The organism is Bradyrhizobium sp. 1200_D9_N1_1 (assembly GCF_052075915.1).
In the GTDB taxonomy this organism is placed as follows: domain Bacteria; phylum Pseudomonadota; class Alphaproteobacteria; order Rhizobiales; family Xanthobacteraceae; genus Bradyrhizobium; species Bradyrhizobium diazoefficiens.
The window spans coordinates 7,291,705-7,309,538 of sequence record NZ_CP197226.1; the positions used below are offsets into that span (position 1 = coordinate 7,291,705).

Here is a 17,834-nt window from a genome sequence, read left to right on the forward strand (position 1 = left end):
GATTGCGACCTCGCGATCGGGGGCGCGCGTTAGGGGACAGCAATGGCAAAGCCGGCAGTGGTTGTGGTGGGCGCGGACAAGGGCGGGGTCGGCAAGACCACGGTATCGCGCACCCTGCTCGATTATTTTTCCGCCAACAACGTGCCGACCCGCGCCTTCGACACGGAATCCCCGCGCGGAACGCTGAAGCGCTTCCATCCTGGCATCACCGAGATCGTCGACATGACGACGACGGCCGATCAGATGAAGATCTTCGATACGCTCAACGCGACCAGCCCGTCGGTCACAGTGATCGACGTCCGCGCCGGCCTGCTCTCCCCGGCGCTCGCCTCGCTGCGCGACATCGGTTTCCTCGACGCCGCCAAGGCCGGGCAGATCACCTTCGCGGTGTTCCACATCCTCGGCCCCTCGATCGCCTCGCTGGACGAAATCGCCGAGACCGCGAATTTCATGACCGGCGCAAAATATTTCCTGGTCAAGAACTTCATCAACGACACCCAGTTCTTCCAGTGGGACCAGGCGACCTATAATTCCTACTTCCACCGCATCAAGGACGCCACCGAGCTGACCATCCCCAAGCTCAACGAAATGGCCTATGAGCAGGTCGAGGTCTCCTCCGTCCCGTTCCTGAAATTCGTCGCCAACAAGGGCATCAACGACGAGGCCGCCAACTACTCCTTCGTGCTGCGCGGCTATGTCCGGCACTGGCTGGCCAATGTCTGGAGCGAGTTCGACCGCATCCGCCTGACCGACATCGTCGGTTCAAAGCCCGGCGCCCGCAGCAGCGAAAAATAGTTGCGGAGTCCGGGCTGATACGGCTGGATTGGGCGGTGAGTTCGCTCAGATAATAGTTCGTGATGCCCGCGACACCCGTCTACATCATCTGCTCGCCCCGCCCGCAGGTCGGCAAGACGCTGCTGGCGCGGCTGTTGAGCGAGTTCCTGCTGCTCAAGAACGGCAACGTCGCGGCCTTCGACGTCAACCTGAAGGAGCCGTCGCTGCTCGACTATCTGCCGAAGATCACCGAGACGGCCGACGTGATCGACACCTACGGCAAGATGCAGCTGATGGACCGCGTCATCGTCGATGACGGGGTTGCCAAGGTGATCGACCTCGGCTTCCACGCCTTCGACGAGTTCTTCAAGATGGCCGACGAGATCGGCCTCTTGAAGGAGGCGGCCCGCCGCCACGTCGCACCACAGATCCTGTTCGTGGCCGACACCGACCGCGTCTCGGCCCGCGCCCATGAGATGCTGCGCGAGCAGATCCCGCGGATGAACCTGATCACGGTGGACAACGAATACGTCGTCCGCGGCGAGCTGCCCGCCGCGATGGCAGGCGGCCGGCTGTTCCGCCTCCCCGCCCTGCCCGGCTTCCTCAAGACCTATATCGACCGGCTCAACTTCTCCTTCACCGGCTACCTGCGCCAGGAGAAGGACGCCTCCACCGAGCTGCACCAGTGGACCCGGCGCAACTACCTCGCGTTCCGGGAGCTCGAGCTCAGCCTGATCCTGCAGCGGTCGTAGAGCACTCGGCCGGCGAACTCGGTGTTCACCTGTCGTCCGTTAAGAAGCCGGATTGATCGAGGCTGGCCGGGCGAGCGTGCGCCATAGCTGGGCCAGGAACAGGCACAAGAGATATCTCAGCCAGGCGAGGATGCGGCGGAAGTTGTGTCCGACGGCTGAGAGGACGACGTTGGCGGCATCGCCGGCGCGGCCTTTGAGGTAGCAGCGCCCGAGGTGGCCTTCCGCCTTCAGGTGTCCGATGATGGGCTCGATGGCGGAGCGGCGGCGCAGCTCGCGCTTGATGACACCGAAAACGCCGCGCTTCTGGCCGGAGATGAAGACGCGACGGGGATTTTGTGCGTCGTGGCCGCGGTATCCCTTGTCGACATAGGCCCGCTCGATCGGACAGCCGGTGAGTGTCTCGGTGCGGTCAATGACGTCCCGCAAGGTGTGACCGTCGTAGGGGTTGTCGGGCAGTGCGCTGGCGTGCAGCACGAACAGGCCACCGGGAGCCCGGCGGTTGTTGGTGACGATGGAGGCCTTCACGCCGAACTCGTAAGGCGCGCTGGCCTTGCCCTTGCCGATGCACTCCACTTCCGGGGCATGGAAGGAATAGAGCTTCCAGCCGCGCTGGCGCTGCTGCTGCGAGCGGATCTGCGTGGCCCGGCCGAGCGGGAGGGCGAACGCCTGCTCCAGTGCTGGCTGGCCTTCGATCTTGCGGCGGATGTCGCGGATGATCCGGCCCAGCCGGCTACGCAGGATACGCAACTGCCGCTGATGCCGCCTGAACTGTTTGGCATGGGCGTAGCGGCCGGCCATCATCGCGGCGGCCTTGGCGATGCGAGCATAGGATTGCCGCAGCCTGACGCCGTGCCTGATCGCCAGGCGGTTGAGCCCCTTGATGGCCGCATGCAGCAGCTTGGCATCGGTCGGAAAGGTGATGGCCTTCGGCTGCACCGTGGTGTCGACCGTAACCCGCTTGAGGTCCTGGCTGCGTAATGCACCGGCCTCGTGCGCTACCCGCAAGCTCTCGGCCAGCAGCAACTCCAGCTTGTCGCCAAGCCGCTTGCGCCAATGGCTCAGGTCCGAGCGCTCGTGCGGGAACGTGTGCTGAAAGAACTCTTCCCCGGTGAAGAACTGGAAGTATGGGTCATGGACCCAGCGCTCGCACACCTCCTCATCGGACAGCCCGTAAATGTGCTTGAGCAACAGCAGACCGATCATGAAGCGCGTCTCGATCCCGGGCCTGCCGTTCTCGCTGTAGAGCGGCGCGATCTCGCCGTCGATCCAGTCCCAATCGACCTTGCCGGCGAGCAGAACCAGCTCGTGCTTCATATTGATGATCTGGTCGAGCCGAGCCCGGAACAGATCGTTCGATCCCGTCGTCTTGTGCTTCTTCGGCCGCATCGTTCCCTCCGATGCAGACAAGGAATCATGCTTCCCGCTTCGAGGGAATCCACGAAAACCAAATCGCAAGGTTCTGACGCCCAAAGCATCAAAACCTTGCAATCTGGAAATGCCCCTTAGCCCAAATCGAGATTCCCGATCAGTGGCTTAGTCCTTCTTCACGGACGACTCACCTCTCCCCAGCGGGGAGAGGTGAAGCCCGTCCTCGGCCTGCACCGACCAGAATTTACCCGGGCGATATCCTGCGCCCGCCGTCGCTCAATGCCCCTCGAACGTCATCAGCGTGCGCACCGGCACGTCCATGGCGCGCAGCTTGGCGGCGCCGCCGAGCTCGGGCAGGTCGATGATGAAGCAGGCGGCGACGACATTGGCGCCGATCTGGCGCAGCAGCTTCACCGCACCTTCCGCGGTGCCGCCGGTGGCGATGAGGTCGTCGACCAGGATGACACGCTCGCCGGGCTGGATGGCGTCGACATGCATCTCCATCTCGTCGATGCCGTATTCCAGCGAATAGGCGATGCGCACAGTGGTGTGCGGCAGCTTGCCCTTCTTGCGGATCGGCACGAAGCCGGCGGAGAGCTGGTGCGCCACCGCGCCGCCGATGATGAAGCCCCGCGCCTCCATGCCGGCGACCTTGTCGATCTTGTTGCCGGCCCAGGGGTTCACGAGCTCGTCCACGGCGCGGCGGAATGCGCGCGCATCCGCGAGCAGGGTCGTGATGTCGCGGAACATGATCCCCGGCTTGGGATAGTCGGGAATGGTGCGAACGCTCGCCTTCAGGTCGTGGTCAAAGGTCATTGGTGCCTCTCAATCAACACGCGCATCCAGCCGGAACGCGTTCTCGACAATCCTCAAGCCCACCTCGCCGCCGAGCGACATCAGCGACTCCGGGTGGAATTGCACGCCCGCGACCGGCAGGGTCTTGTGCTCCAGCGCCATAGCGACGCCGTCCTCGGTGCTGGCGGTGACGGACAAAACCTCCGGCATGCTGTCGCGCTCGACATAGAGCGAGTGATAGCGGCCGATCACGATCTCGCTCGGCAAATTGCGCATCAGGCGGCCGCCGCGCACCTGCACCCGCGAGGGCCGGCCGTGGGCGGGATGCGTGAGCTGGCCGAGCTCGCCGCCAAAATATTCGCCGATCGCCTGCACGCCGAGGCAGACGCCGAACACCGGCAGCTTGTTCTCCAGCGCCGCATCGATCGTCTTCCTGATCCCGAAATCTTCGGGCCTGCCCGGGCCGGGCGACAGCACCAGCAAATCCCACCTCTTCTGCTTGAGCATGTCGAGCGCATGCACATAGCGGACCACGGTGACGCTGGCGCCGACCTGGCGGAAATAGTCGGCGAGCATGTGCACGAAGCTGTCGTCGTGGTCGATCAGCAGCACCCGCTTGCCGCTTCCGGTCGCATCGGGCGCAAAGGTCGAGAGCGGTTTTGGCGGATCGCCGCGCAGCGCCTGGAACAGCGCCGCCGCCTTGACCTGGCATTCGCGGTCCTCGGCAGCGGGATCGGAATCGAACAGGCAGGTGGCGCCGACGCGCACCTCGGCGAGACCATCCTTCATGCGGATGGTGCGGATGGTGAGGCCGGTATTGATGCTGCCGTCGAAATTCACCGCGCCGATCGCACCCGCATACCAGCGCCGCGGCGACCGCTCGTGATCCTCGACGAACTGCATCGCCCAGAGCTTCGGCGCACCTGTCACGGTGACGGCCCAGGCATGGGTGAGGAAGGCATCGAGCGCGTCGAAGCCGGGACGCAGCATGCCCTCGACGTGGTCGACGGTGTGGAACAGTTTTGAGTAGGTCTCGATCTGCCGGCGCGCCAGCACCTTGATGGTGCCGGGGACGCAGACGCGCGCCTTGTCGTTGCGATCAACGTCGGTGCACATGTTGAGCTCGAACTCGTCCTTCTCCGAATTCAGGAGCTGGCGGATCTGCTCGGCATCGCCGATCGCATCGGTGCCGCGCGCGATGGTGCCCGAGATCGGGCAGGTCTCGACGCGGCGGCCGTCCGAACGCACGAACATCTCGGGCGAGGCGGAGACGAGAAACTCGCCGTCGCCGAGATTCATCAGCGCGCCGTAGGGCGACGGGTTGATGACACAGAGGCGCTGGAACACTTCCGCCGGAGAACGATCGCAGGGCTCGGCGAACAGCTGGCCCGGCACGGCCTCGAACAGATCGCCGCGGGCAAAGGCCGCGCGCGCGGTCTCGACGGTGGCCTGGTATTCGCCGGGCGCATGATCGGCAAAGCCCTGGCGCGGTGTCTTCATGTACGGGCTGTCGGCGGTCTCGCGCGGCAGGCCCTCGGTGGATCTGCCCTTCCACGTGAAGTCGTAGCTGAGCACGACGCCGCGGCCGGTGGCGCGGTCATAGGCCAGCAGGCGATCGGGAACGTAGAGCACGATGTCGCGCTGGTCGCTCTCGCGCGCGCGCTTCTGCACGAGATCCTCGATCTGGAACACGAGATCGTAGGCGAAGGCGCCGAACAGGCCGAGCAGCCCGTCGTCATTGGCGGAGAAGGCGGCGACGAGGTCGCGCACCAGCGACACCACGCTGGCGCGCCGGGTGCGCTGGTCTTCCTCGACCGGGGCATCGCCGCGGATGATGTGGCCGGCGAGGCGCGAAGCGGTCTTTTCGGATATCACCACGCAGGGCTCGCGCAGGACATCGGCAAGGAAGGCGATCAGCACCTGGCCGCGCTCGTTCAGGGCTTCCAGCTTGAAATTGACGCCTGTGGTCTCGAGCTTGAGCGGCGGATCGGAGAAGCCGAGGTCGAAGCTCTCGTAGCGGCCCGGCACGGTCGTGCCCGAGGACAGCACCACGCCGCGGCGGCGGTCGAGCAGGTTGACGAGATCGTCGAGCCGGCTCGCGCCGCCGGTAAACTGCTCCGCCACGCGCGTGATCGCGAGACCGCCGCGGGTCACGTAATCGCTTCTGGCCGGGAGGGCAAAGACTGTCCTGTTCATGTCGTCCTCTTACGAAACTTGCCGAGGGAACGCCACACAGGACAAACGATCAGGCCGCCGCACTGCGTGGGCGACCTTCGACGATTTTGGGAAAAGAAATCGCACCGGCCACCTCTTAGGAGGTGCGCCACCAAAGACGGGCTGGGCGGACGGCGGTGCTCATGGGCGGATACTCACCATGGCGCGGGGACGGCGTCAAGGGCGGCCGGGCGGCCTCGATCACCAAAATGGCGCGGATCGCGTTGCGGCTTATGCCTGGATCTCCAGGCTGTCGCGCCCCACAGCCGCCTCCGCGGCATGTCGTTCGATTTCGGCCCGCGTGACCGTGAGCGCGGGCCTGCCGTCAGGTCCGATCATGTTGGCGCGGTCGCCCAAGGTTTCAATCAAAACGCAGGTCTTCCCTGTGACCGCATGCCATGCCGCCCGGTCGTCGCTCACGTCCAACGCCGTGATCATCGCGGTCGGATCCAGACCCGACTTCCGCAACAGCAGGTCGATGGCTTCGGCTGCAAGGTTTTGCTCGGCGATCCTCGAGAAATTCCGGATCGCGTCAGCCCCCACAACAGATAGCCGCCCGCCCACCAGTGATGGCGGAAAGCTCTTCAAAATTTCATGCATTTCCGCAGGCTTCGGGCTCTGGCTGCCCGGGCCGTACTCATAAAGTTGTCCACCCGCATCCTCATAAACGCAGAGTCGCGCGCCCTTGTCTGTCTTAACGCCGAAGGCCATGCATTGCTGCCCTTCCACCTCCATACTGCTTCCTGCAAGAACCATGAGCTTGAGCTCTGGCTCGGGCGCCACCGCCCCGCATGCTGCGGCGACCGTGATTTGCAAGCGGTCAGTCATCTGGAAGCGGATCTGGCGAACGCCTCGCCAGATCCGTCGCTGCGACAGATGCGGATTAAGTTGCGCAAGCCGCTGGATTTCGGATGCGTATTGCTGCTTGGCTACGGCGCGCAATTCGGGCCAGTTCGCGATCCACCGGGCTGCCAGCTGCGTCATTGGTTGCTGTCGTTCGGCCTCATAGAAGCGACGGTCAAGCGCATCGAGCGGCGCGGCGCGCTCTCCGAAGCCGTTTTGCAGTGCAGCCTCGCCGGTATTGGCTTTCACCCAGTCCATCATTTCCTGCAGGATCTGGTGTTGCGCGGCCGCTCCCATAGCCTTCAGTCCAGCGAGCGCATCGCCAGATGTCGTCGGCAGCATCGCAACGCCCGTGTTACCGATGAACTGACTGTGACCGCCGTTGTTGACCTGAGCGAGATAGTAGTCGGCGTGATAGGCCTGCATGGCCACAGCCGGCAGTTCACGTCCCTTGTAGACGCCGACGCGTTGAATTTCATTGACGTAGTAGACCACCGCCTCGGTCAGGTAGTCAGCCTTCTCAGGTGCTTGAGCCGCCTCCAGCGCATCGAGAGACACGACAACTGTTGTTAACCGGCTTCCTTCGATCATTACGCCTCCCACGTTCACCATGGCGAAACGCCATGCAACTACGGCTTATAGTTGCAAAAGGCAATTGCAGTCGTGGTCCAGCAAGAGACGTTAGTTGGCTCGCGCCGCAGGCCGCCCCCGTTACCCCAGATGCTTCCGGAAGAACTCCGTCGCCCTGCCCCAGGCGAGCTCGGCGGCTTCGCGGTCGTGCACGGCCTGGCGCTGCTCGTTGACGAAGGCGTGCTCGGCGTCATAGCGGAACAGCTCCAGCGACTTGCCGGCGGCCTTCATCGCCTTCTCGAAGCCGTTGACCAGCTCCGGCGTGCACCAATCGTCCTTGTTGGCGAAATGGGCCTGGAGCGGAATCTTGACGTCGGCGGGCTTGGCCGCCTGCTCCGGCGGAATGCCGTAGAACACGACGCCGGCCGCAAGCTCCGGGATCTTGGTCGCGCCGATGATGGTGACGGCGCCGCCGAGGCAGAAGCCTGTCAGCCCGACCTTGGCGCCGTTGCGCGACAAATATTGCGTGGCGCCGCGCACGGTCTGCGTGGTGGCGTCCATGAAGTCGAGCGAGTTCATTTCCTTGTTGGCGCTCTCCATGTCGTGATACGGCACCACCTTGCCCTTGTAGAGGTCGGGCGCGAGCGCGTCGAAGCCGGCCAGCGCAAAGCGGTCGCACAGGCCCTTGATCTGGTCCGACAGCCCCCACCATTCCTGGATCACGACCACGCCCGGCGCGTTGCCGCGCGCGGCATTGGCGAGATAGCCCGATGCGTCCTTGCCGTCCGGGCGCTTGAAGGTGATGGCGGTTCCCATGATGTCCTCCGGTGAGTTTCTGAGGGAGCGATTGGCGGCATTTTGGCCGCTGGGGGCGCGCGGCGCAATCCACAGTCCCGTCATTCCGGCGCGCACGAAGTGCGAACCCGGAATCTCGAGATTCCGGGCTCGATGCTTACGCATCGTCCCGGAATGACGGCAACAAAAAAGCCCCCTAGCGGGGGCCTTTTCATTCTCGTCTCGCGCCGCTCAGTGCGAGTCGGCCCAGACCTTCTTCTTGGTGAAGTACATCAGGCCGGCGAAGATGATCAGGAACACGAACACCTGGAAGCCCAGGCGCTTGCGCGCTTCCATGTGCGGCTCGGCGGTCCACATCAGGAACGTGGTGACGTCCTTGGAATATTGCGCGACCGTGGCCGGCGAGCCGTCGTCATAGGTGACCTGGCCGTCGCTGAGCGGCTTCGGCATCTTGATGGCGTGGCCCGGGAAGTACTTGTTGTAGTAGGAGCCCTCCGGAATGGTCACACCCTCCGGCACCTTCTCCTCAAAACCCTGGAGCACCGCCGAGACGTAGTCCGGGCCCTGCTCCTGGTACTGGGTGAAGAAGTCGAAGATGAACCAGGGGAAGCCGCGGCCGTAGGAGCGCGCCTTGGTGATCAGCGACAGGTCGGGCGGCGCCGCACCGCCGTTCGCCGCACGGGCTGCCTGCTCGTTCGGAAATGGCGAGGGGAAGTAGTCGGCCGGCCGGCCCGGGCGCTCGAACATGTCACCGGCATCGTTCGGACCGTCCTTGATCTTGTAATCCGACGCGAACGCCGCCACCTGCGCCACCGAATAGCTGGGGCCGCCGGCTTCCGCGAGGTTGCGGAAGGCGATGTAGGACAGGCCGTGGCAGCTGGCGCAGACTTCCTTGTAGACCTTCAGGCCGCGCTGGAGCGCGCCGCGGTCGAACTTGCCGAAGGGACCGGCGAACGACCATTTGTTGCCCGGCGGCTTGTCGCTGCCTTCGTTGGCGCGCGCGTCCTGCAAGCTGCCGAGGAACAGCGCGCCGGCGGCGACGAGCGCGATGGCGACGGAGGCCACCGCCTTGCCGCCCTTGGCGAGGATCGCCTCCGAGATCGAGTTCGGCACCGGCCGCGGCGTCTCGATGCGCGAGAGCAGCGGCAGCACGATCAGGAAATAGGCGAAGTAGCAGACCGTCAGGACCCGGCCGGCGATCACGTAGATGCCTTCCGGCGGCTGCGCACCGAGATAGCCGAGCAGGATGCAGACCGCGACGAAGATCCAGAAGAACTGCTTGGCCAGGGGGCGGTACTTCGACGACCTGGTCTTGGCGGCATCGAGCCAGGGCAGGAAGCACAGGATGATGATCGCCGAGAACATCCCGATCACGCCCGCGAGCTTGTTCGGGATCGAGCGCAGGATCGCGTAGAACGGCAGGTAATACCATTCCGGCACGATGTGCGGCGGCGTCACGCCCGGATTCGCCGGAATGTAGTTGTCGGCGTCGCCGAGATAGTTCGGCATGTAGAAGATGAACCAGGCGTAGAGCAGCAGGAAGCAGGCGACGCCGAACATGTCCTTGATGGTGGCATGCGGCGTGAACGGCACCGTGTCCTTTTCCGATTTCGGCTCGACGCCCTCAGGATTGTTCTGGCCGGCGACATGCAGCGCCCAGACGTGGAGCACGACGACGCCCGCGATCAGGAACGGTAGCAGATAATGCAGCGAGAAGAAGCGGTTCAGCGTCGGATTGCCGACCGAATAGCCGCCCCACAGCAGCGTCACGATGCTCTCGCCGAAATAGGGAATGGCGGAGAACAGGTTGGTGATGACGGTGGCCCCCCAGAAGCTCATCTGGCCCCAGGGGAGCACGTAGCCCATGAAGCCGGTCGCCATCATCAGGAGGTAGATGATGACGCCGAGGATCCACAGCACCTCACGCGGCTCCTTGTAGGAACCGTAATAGAGGCCGCGCAGCATGTGGACGTAGACCGCGAAGAAGAACATCGACGCGCCACAGGCATGCATGTTGCGCAGCAGCCAGCCGTAGTTGACGTCGCGGACGATCAGCTCGACCGACTTGAAGGCGAGATCGGCATGCGGCGTGTAGTGCATCGCCAGGATCACGCCGGTCAGGATCTGCATCCCCAGCATGAAGGAGAGGATGGCGCCGAACGTCCACCAGTAGTTCAGATTGCGCGGAGTGGGGTAGGCGACGAAGGAGGAGTGCATGAGGCCGAGGATCGGCAGGCGCCGCTCGATCCATTGCAGGGCCGGATTGCTCGGCTGGTAGTCGGATGGTCCGCTCATGATGCGATCCTGAGGAAATAATACGACGAGACGGCGCGAAGCTTCGGACAAGGGTCCGAAGCTCAGCCGATCTGGATTTTGGTGTCGGAAACGAACTGGTACGGCGGCACCGGCAGGTTCGCGGGCGCGGGCCCCTGACGGATGCGGCCGGACGAATCGTACTGCGAACCATGGCAGGGGCAGAAGAACCCGTCGTAGTTGCCCTCATGAGCGATCGGGATGCAGCCGAGATGGGTGCAGATACCGATCACGACCAGCCACTGCTCATGGCCGGACTTGACCCGGGCCTCGTCGCTCTGCGGATCGGGCAGGCTCGCCACGTTGACGGCGCGCGCCTCGTCGATCTGCTTCTTGGTGCGGTGGCTGATGTAGATCGGCTTGCCGCGCCAGAATACCTTGATGTCCTGGCCCTCGGCGATCGGGCTGAGATCGACCTCGATCGGCGCACCGGCCGCGATGGTCGAGGCATCAGGATTCATTTGGGAGATGAAGGGCCAGAGCGCAGCTGCGCCCCCTACTGCTGCAGCTGCCCCCGTTGCAACGAATAAGAAATCACGGCGTGTCGGATGGTCCGCCGAAGACGCTGTCGTCACGATTCCAACCCTTTCTTCTTATGCTACCGGTGGAACCGCTCCGGGGGCCCCCAAGGTCCCCAGAACTGGCTGCCGGCGCCCGCGACCCCCCGCGGCGGCAGAACTTCGCTTGTCCCCGCCAAAACAAGCGAAAACAGCAGTCCAGAATCGTTCTATTGGCACCCTTGCCGGGCGAGCGCAAGCCCGCTAACGGCGGGGAAGCGTGCAATGCACGAATTCCGCGGCCAGCGATGTTTTATTGAGACATTTCCGGCCCACAACCAACCCGCCGCCGCCCATGCAGATAGCGCTCTTCCAGCCCGACATCCCCCAGAACACCGGCACGATTCTCAGGCTCTGCGCCTGCCTTGGGCTGGCCGCCCACATCATCGAACCGGCAGGGTTCCCCGTCTCCGACCGGCATTTCCGCCGGGCGGGAATGGATTACCTCGACCAAGTCAGCATCACCCGCCATGTCTCCTGGCCGCAATTCGAGGAGTGGCGCGCGGCACAGGGCTGCCGGCTGCTGCTGTTCACCACGAAGGCTGCCACCGACTACCGCGATTTCCGTTACCAGACGTCGGACATCCTGCTATTCGGGCGCGAGAGCGCCGGCGTCACCGACGCGGTGGTCGAGGCCGCGGATGCGCGGCTGGTGATCCCGATCGCCCCGGGACTGCGGTCGCTCAATGTCGCCATGACCGCGGCGATGGCCGCAGGCGAGGCGCTGCGGCAGATCCGGAACCCGCAAGGTTGATATGTTGAGGAGAGACCATTGAGTTACGCGGTCAAGGAAATCTTCCTGACCCTGCAAGGCGAAGGCGCCCATGCCGGGCGCGCGTCCGTGTTCTGCCGCTTTGCCGGCTGCAATTTGTGGAGCGGGCGCGAGGCCGACCGTCAGGACGCGACCTGCAAGTTCTGCGACACCGATTTCGTCGGCACCGACGGCACGCTCGGCGGCCGCTACGCGTCGGCCGTGGAGCTCGCCGACACCATCGCGGCGCAATGGACCGCCTCCAACGACAACCGCTACGTGGTGCTCACCGGCGGCGAGCCGCTGCTCCAGGTCGACGACGCGCTGATCGATGCGCTGCATGCGCGAGGCTTCGAGATCGGCGTCGAGACCAACGGCACGATTGCCGCACCGGATGGCCTCGACTGGATCTGCGTCAGCCCCAAGGGCGGCAGCGAGCTGGTGCTGCGCCGCGGCCACGAGCTGAAGCTGGTCTATCCGCAGGCGCTCGCCGCGCCGGAAACCTTCGAGGGCCTCGCCTTCGAGCGTTTCTCGCTGCAGCCGATGGACGGGCCCGAGGTTGCCGAGAACACCGCGCGCGCGATCGACTACTGCCTGCGCCATCCGCAATGGCGGCTGAGCGTGCAGACGCATAAATCGCTCGGCATCAGATAGGATTGGTTTTCGAACAGATGTGGGAATTGACGAAATCGTTCCGCTTCGAGGCGGCGCATTCGCTGTCGGGAACGACCTTTGGCGCAGCCAGCGAAGAGATCCACGGCCACTCCTTCCGCGCCGAGGTGACTGTGCGCGGCACGCCCGACCCTGAGACCGGCATGGTGGTCGATCTCGGCCTGCTCCAGCGCGCCATCGAGGATGTGCGCCTGACGCTCGACCACAAGTTCCTCAACAAGATCGAGGCGCTGGGCAAGCCGACGCTGGAAAACCTGTCGCGCTTCGTCTGGGAGCGGCTACAGCATATCGGCAAGCTCACCCGCGTCAGCATCCATCGCGACAGTTGCAACGAGAGCTGCACCTATTACGGTCCGCAAGGTTAGATTTCGTAGGGTGGGCAAAGCGTAGCGTGCCCACCAATCAAGACAAATGGTGATAGATGGTGGGCACGGCGCAAGGGCGCCTTTGCCCACCCTACGGCAGGTCCGTTCGGGAATTGAATATGGACGTTTCGACAATCGAAGACCGCAAGACGCGCGCCCGCGCCTGGTTCGAAGCTTTGCGCGACGACATCTGCGCGAGCTTCGAGCGGCTGGAGGACGACGCCCCGCAAGGCCTCTATCCGGGCGAGGCTGGCCGCTTCACGCGGACGCCCTGGCAGCGCACCGATCATAGCGGTGCGGCCGGCGGCGGCGGTGTGATGTCGATGATGTCGGGCCGGCTGTTCGAGAAGGTCGGCGTGCATTGCTCGACCGTGCACGGCGAGTTCGCGCCCGAGTTTCGCGCTCAGATTCCGGGCGCGGCGGACGATCCGCGGTTCTGGGCCTCCGGCATCTCGCTGATCGCGCACTTACGCAATCCGCACGTGCCCGCCGTGCACATGAACACGCGCTTCGTCGTCACCACCAAGGCCTGGTTCGGCGGCGGCGCCGATCTCACGCCGGTGCTGGATCGCCGGCGCACGCAGGACGACGCCGACAGCATCGCCTTCCACGCCGCGATGAAAGAGGCCTGCGTGCAGCCGAACGGCGTTGCCGATTACGACAAGTACAAGAAATGGTGCGACGAGTATTTCTACCTGCCGCACCGCAAAGAGGCGCGCGGCATCGGCGGCATCTTCTACGACTGGCACGACAGCGGCGACTGGGACGCCGACCTCGCCTTCACCCAGGACGTCGGCCGCGCCTTCCTGAAGATCTACCCTGATATCGTCAGGCGCAATTTCGCGAGCGCCTGGACCGCTGCGGACCGCGAGGAGCAACTGATCCGGCGCGGCCGCTATGTCGAGTTCAACCTGCTCTACGATCGCGGCACCATCTTCGGGCTCAAGACCGGCGGCAATGTGGATTCGATCCTGTCGTCGCTGCCGCCGGAGGTGAAATGGCCATGACCATCATGAGGCCGCTCCCCCGCGCCATGCTGATCGACATGGACGACACCATCCTGTCGGCCTATGGCCGGCCCGAGATCGCCTGGAACACGATCGCGAACGAGTTTGCCGAGGAGCTTGCGCCGCTGCCGCCGCGAGAGGTCGCGACCGCGGTCCTGGCTTTCGCGCGAAAATTCTGGGCCAATGCGGAAGCCGCCTGGCGGATGAAGCTCGCCGAGGCCCGGCACCTCACGGTCAAGGGCGGCTTCGCCGCGCTCGCGGCCGCCGGCCACCGCGCCCTGCCAGATGATCTCGCCGTCCGCCTCGCGGACCGCTTCACCGCCTATCGCGAGGAGGAGATGTTCGTCTTCCCCGGCGCGCATGAGGCGATCGACAAGTTGAAGGCGCTCGGCATCAAGCTCGCATTGGTGACCAACGGCGCCGCCGACACCCAGCGCGCCAAGGTCGAGCGCTTCGAGCTCGCGCACCGCTTCCACCACATCCAGATCGAGGGCGAGCACGGCTTCGGCAAGCCGGAGGAGCGCGCCTATCTGCACGCGATGGAGACCCTCGGCGTCGCCGCTGATGACACCTGGATGATCGGCGACAACCTCGAATGGGAAGTCGTGACGCCGCAGCGCCTCGGCATCTATTCGATCTGGATCGACGTGCATGGCGACGGCCTGCCCGAAGGCTCGACCGTGAGGCCCGATCGCATCATCCGCTCGCTGACCGAGCTGGTGCCGGACCGGTCGTAACCAGGGCGCGAAACAAAAACGCGAAAAACAACCCCATGCACAGTAGCCGGCTGCAGCAAAATCAACGGCTTACGGATTTTACGAAACCGTTTGACCCGTCGGGCGAAACAGGCGCATGATGCCATCATCGCGGCGCATGGGACAGACAAGCCCCTGCGCAACCCATCGCGCAGGCGCCCTTGCCTCCGTCATGGTCCCGCTCCCGGCCTGAAGCTCCGTCGTCGGCGTTTCAGCAGCCTTGGCAGCGGATGCGCGCTGCCGCAGCACATCCACTGATCCCGCAGTCCGTGATCGGCGTGTCATGCCGGCTTGCTAGCCTCTCAAGTCAATCAACCCGAAAGGACCATCCATGGAACTGAAAGCCGGCGATATCGTCATGCTCAAATCCGGCGGCCAGCCGCTGACCGTCGCGGAAGTCAAAGGCGACGACGTGATCTGCCTCTGGATGGGCGTGGAAGGCGACCTGTTTCGCGAGACGCTGCCGCTCGCCGTGCTCGAACACCTGGAAGAGGTGGACGAGGATGAAGAAGAGGACGAGGACGACGAAGACGAGGAATAGGCGCGGCTAAGGCCGCGTCCTAGTTAGATCGGAGCGCTCGGCTCCGGAGCGTCTGATGTCCGCTTTTGCGCCAATCGCGGCGCAGGAGCGGACATCGCCACATGGTGCAGAAGGGCCACGACCAGACTTACGGACAGGTGCCATCTGATGCGTCGGGACTTATTGTTCTCATTGTTCTCACTAGCACTACTTTGGCAGATCTATTCACGCCGTTGCGCTTCGTTGATCTGTCTTCTGCAGTGCGGACACCGCTGACGAGGTAGCCGAAGAATGAGATCGACGATGGCGTTGCGCACGGCCGGCAGGCTTGGCTGAGGTGGCGGCCCGTTGATTCTTTTTTTTCCGTCCCGCTTTGGCGATGCGGCGGTGTTGCAAGAAGGCGTAAGCAATCATCGTCATGAGGGCGTGACGGTGAAGCCCGTGCCAGGACCGCCCCTCGAAGTGATCAAGACCGAGCTCCTCTTTTAGTTGCTGATGCGCTTGCTCGCAGATCCATCGTGCCTTGACGGTTGCAGCCAACTGTCGGAGGTCCATCTCGGCTGGCAGATTTGCCAGATAATACTTCTTCTCCCCCGAACTGCGGTGTTCGCCGATCAGCCACGCCTCTTCGCCGGGAAGATGCTGTTGACCCTTATCCTTGATCCGTTGTGGAGGCCCGTCGGCGATCCGCACGCGAACGGCGGCAAAGCGTGCTTGCAGTCTGCCTTTGGTCCCCAGCCGCCAACTCACATTTTTCCACTTGGCGTCAGCAAGCATGTCTTCCGACGGCATCGACAACAGATCCGGAATGTGCCGCTGACGGGGGCGCCCCCGACCAGCTATTGGAAAGATCAGCTTCACCCCCGCCGGATATACTTTCTGACGCCCCAGGATACCGACTGCCCAAACCAGCCCGCGGGCCGTGAGACCCTGACGGAACGGCGCGCTGAGACCGTATCCGGCATCTGCCAGTACACAGCCGAAGCGAACACCGGCTGCCATCACGCGATCAATCTCGGCCAGCGCGATCTCTGGCTTGGTTCGCGCTACGCGCTGCTCAACTGGAACACCGGCACGCTTCAAACGCGCCGGATCGCTCGTCCAACTCTCGGGAACGAAGAGACGCAATGCCACCATCACCGGCACTTCACCCCGCGCAAGCGTCAGCGACACCAACGTTTGGCAATTGGCCGTCTTGCCAAGGGTAGATGCATATTGCGGCGCGACACCAACCGAGCGATTGCCCTTCTTCGGCATCGCGGTGTCGTCGATGACCAACACCGCATCCTTGCCACCGACGAGCCGGTCGGCGTGAATGAGCAGTTCTGATTCCAACGGCGCCGCGTCCCAGACGCCGTCAGCGATGAAATGGTGCAACTGATCATAGTCGCCCGGCGCCAGTCGCGATGCCATCGGCTGGACGCTTTTACGATCGCCCGGTCCAATCAGCCCCGAAACATAGAGCGGGCACATTCGCCGCCGCGCCTTGTGACCTAAACAATCCAGGAATGGCTTCAGCCAGCGTCCAAGCTCATCTTCCCAATCCGACGTCGTGCCCACCATGGTCGGCCCTCCAAAAGCCGACCACCTATGAATCATTGAAAAACTGATTTGTGAATCCGGTCCCGCCGCTCAATCGCAAAATCTGCCAAAGTAGAGCTAGTCACATGAATCTAAAGTTCGCCACATAAAGTCTGCTGGGCTTTGTGGCAAAAGCGTTTGACGGAAGCCAAGATCTGGTCTGCGGACTTGGTCCATTTGAAGGGCTTCGGGTTGTTGTTGTGCAATTCGATGAAGGTACGGATGTCGGCTTCGAGCTGCCTGACGGAGGTGTGAACACCTCGCCGGATCTGCTTTCTGGTGAGTTCAGCGAACCAGCGCTCGATCTGATTGATCCACGACGCGGAAGTCGGCGTGAAGTGGACATGATAGTGCGGCCGGCGAGCGAGCCACGCTTTAATCTTGGGGGTCTTGTGGGTAGCGTAGTTGTCCATGACGATATGGACAGCGAGCCCCTCAGGGATTTGAGCGTCGATCTCTTTGAGAAACTTCAAGAACTCGAGCGCCCGATGGCGCTTGTAGCATTTGCCAATGACGAAGCCGGAAGCGACATCGAGCGCGGCAAACAGCGTGGTCGTACCATGCCGCACATAGCTATGCGTGCGACGTTCCGGCACCCCAGGCATCATCGGCAAGACCGGCTGCTCGCGATCGAGTGCCTGGATCTGGCTTTTCTCATCGACACTGAGGACAACGGCTCGGTTAGGCGGCGACAGATAAAGCCCGACAATATCGCGCACCTTATCGACGAATAGCGGATCGCTCGATAGTTTAAATGTCTGGCTGCGGTGCGGCTGCAAGCCGAACGCCGTCCACATTCGGCGGATCGTGGTGTGAGAAAAGCCAGTATCCGCAGCCATCGAGCGGATCGACCAGTGCGTTGCGTCGGGCGGCGTCGTACGCAATGTCCGCTCGATTACCTCGGCAACCTGATCATCGTCGATGGTTCGAGGGCGGCCCGGGCGGGCTTCGTCAAGCAGGCCATCACAACGATCCTTCAAGAATCGGCGGCGCCACTTGCCGACGGTGTGTTCATGGATGCCAAGTTCGGCAGCCACAGACTTGCTTGGCAGACCATCTGCACACCGCAGGATCGCGCGGCATCGCTCAGATAGCGATCGGGCTACACGATGACGACGAACTTGCCTCTCCAAGTACGCCCGCTCCTGCGAACTCAGCACCAACGGCGCGATCGGCCGGCCTTTCACACCTGCATTCGCCAC

General features: G+C 63.6%; 17 protein-coding genes. 8 read left to right on the forward strand and 9 right to left on the reverse strand.

The features are described from left to right. Positions 1 to 42: 42 nt before the first annotated feature. The gene (locus tag AB5K84_RS34805) at positions 43 to 795 is read left to right on the forward strand and encodes a hypothetical protein (RefSeq protein ID WP_011085279.1); all 753 of its coding nucleotides are present in this window, start codon (positions 43 to 45) and stop codon (positions 793 to 795) included. A 62-nt stretch (positions 796 to 857) separates the two neighbouring features. After that, positions 858 to 1,526, forward strand: coding sequence for a hypothetical protein (locus tag AB5K84_RS34810; protein ID WP_038967970.1), 669 nt, complete (start codon positions 858 to 860; stop codon positions 1,524 to 1,526). Positions 1,527 to 1,565: 39 nt separating this feature from the next. Here the strand turns inward: AB5K84_RS34810 and AB5K84_RS34815 are convergent, their stop codons facing one another. From AB5K84_RS34815 to petA, 7 genes are all read right to left on the reverse strand, one after another. Continuing rightward, complete coding sequence (locus tag AB5K84_RS34815) at positions 1,566 to 2,912, reverse strand: IS5-like element ISBj5_B family transposase (RefSeq protein WP_011084757.1); 1,347 nt, start codon at positions 2,910 to 2,912, stop codon at positions 1,566 to 1,568. A gap of 258 nt (positions 2,913 to 3,170) precedes the next feature. Further along, entirely contained in the window at positions 3,171 to 3,710 is a 540-nt protein-coding gene (locus AB5K84_RS34820) for an adenine phosphoribosyltransferase (protein WP_011085277.1), read from the reverse strand. A 9-nt stretch (positions 3,711 to 3,719) separates the two neighbouring features. Then, positions 3,720 to 5,885, reverse strand: a complete 2,166-nt coding sequence (locus tag AB5K84_RS34825) for an anthranilate synthase component I (RefSeq protein WP_011085276.1) — start codon at positions 5,883 to 5,885, stop codon at positions 3,720 to 3,722. Positions 5,886 to 6,134: 249 nt separating this feature from the next. Further along, positions 6,135 to 7,337 (reverse strand): DMP19 family protein, encoded by a 1,203-nt coding sequence (locus AB5K84_RS34830; RefSeq protein WP_236842198.1) that lies wholly within the window; start codon positions 7,335 to 7,337, stop codon positions 6,135 to 6,137. Positions 7,338 to 7,457: 120 nt separating this feature from the next. After that, on the reverse strand, positions 7,458 to 8,132 hold the full coding sequence (locus AB5K84_RS34835) for a dienelactone hydrolase family protein (protein ID WP_011085274.1): 675 nt from the start codon (positions 8,130 to 8,132) through the stop codon (positions 7,458 to 7,460). Positions 8,133 to 8,342: 210 nt separating this feature from the next. Then, positions 8,343 to 10,406 carry a cytochrome b/c1 gene (fbcH, locus tag AB5K84_RS34840; protein WP_011085273.1) on the reverse strand — a complete coding sequence of 688 codons (2,064 nt, stop codon included), beginning with the start codon at positions 10,404 to 10,406 and terminating at the stop codon, positions 8,343 to 8,345. A 62-nt stretch (positions 10,407 to 10,468) separates the two neighbouring features. Beyond that, a complete protein-coding gene (gene petA, locus AB5K84_RS34845) occupies positions 10,469 to 10,999 on the reverse strand; it encodes a ubiquinol-cytochrome c reductase iron-sulfur subunit (RefSeq protein WP_011085272.1) in 531 nt (176 codons plus the stop codon). A gap of 277 nt (positions 11,000 to 11,276) precedes the next feature. On the opposite strand from petA, the gene AB5K84_RS34850 reads away from it, so the two are divergent. The 6 genes from AB5K84_RS34850 (at position 11,277) to AB5K84_RS34875 (ending at position 15,072) form a co-directional block, all read left to right on the forward strand. Continuing rightward, positions 11,277 to 11,735, forward strand: coding sequence for a tRNA (cytidine(34)-2'-O)-methyltransferase (locus AB5K84_RS34850; protein ID WP_011085271.1), 459 nt, complete (start codon positions 11,277 to 11,279; stop codon positions 11,733 to 11,735). An 18-nt stretch (positions 11,736 to 11,753) separates the two neighbouring features. Then, entirely contained in the window at positions 11,754 to 12,386 is a 633-nt protein-coding gene (gene queE / locus AB5K84_RS34855) for a 7-carboxy-7-deazaguanine synthase (RefSeq protein ID WP_011085270.1), read from the forward strand. A gap of 17 nt (positions 12,387 to 12,403) precedes the next feature. Then, positions 12,404 to 12,769 carry a 6-pyruvoyl trahydropterin synthase family protein gene (locus AB5K84_RS34860; RefSeq protein ID WP_011085269.1) on the forward strand — a complete coding sequence of 122 codons (366 nt, stop codon included), beginning with the start codon at positions 12,404 to 12,406 and terminating at the stop codon, positions 12,767 to 12,769. 119 nt (positions 12,770 to 12,888) lie between these two features. After that, a complete protein-coding gene (hemF, locus tag AB5K84_RS34865; protein WP_028175030.1) occupies positions 12,889 to 13,776 on the forward strand; it encodes an oxygen-dependent coproporphyrinogen oxidase in 888 nt (295 codons plus the stop codon). Next, positions 13,767 to 14,513: an HAD family hydrolase gene (locus AB5K84_RS34870; protein WP_083860181.1), complete on the forward strand. Its 747-nt coding sequence runs from the start codon at positions 13,767 to 13,769 to the stop codon at positions 14,511 to 14,513. The genes hemF and AB5K84_RS34870 overlap by 10 nt, the downstream gene beginning before the upstream one ends. 349 nt (positions 14,514 to 14,862) lie before the next feature. Beyond that, positions 14,863 to 15,072 (forward strand): YodC family protein, encoded by a 210-nt coding sequence (locus AB5K84_RS34875; protein ID WP_011085266.1) that lies wholly within the window; start codon positions 14,863 to 14,865, stop codon positions 15,070 to 15,072. Positions 15,073 to 15,276: 204 nt separating this feature from the next. Here AB5K84_RS34875 and AB5K84_RS34880 read toward each other — a convergent pair whose 3' ends face one another. Together AB5K84_RS34880 and AB5K84_RS34885 are read right to left on the reverse strand one after the other, a co-directional pair. Beyond that, positions 15,277 to 16,614: an IS701-like element ISBj9 family transposase gene (locus AB5K84_RS34880; RefSeq protein ID WP_236842076.1), complete on the reverse strand. Its 1,338-nt coding sequence runs from the start codon at positions 16,612 to 16,614 to the stop codon at positions 15,277 to 15,279. Between the two features lie 110 nt (positions 16,615 to 16,724). Continuing rightward, positions 16,725 to 17,834, reverse strand: coding sequence for an IS630-like element ISBj5 family transposase (locus AB5K84_RS34885; RefSeq protein ID WP_011085265.1), 1,110 nt, complete (start codon positions 17,832 to 17,834; stop codon positions 16,725 to 16,727).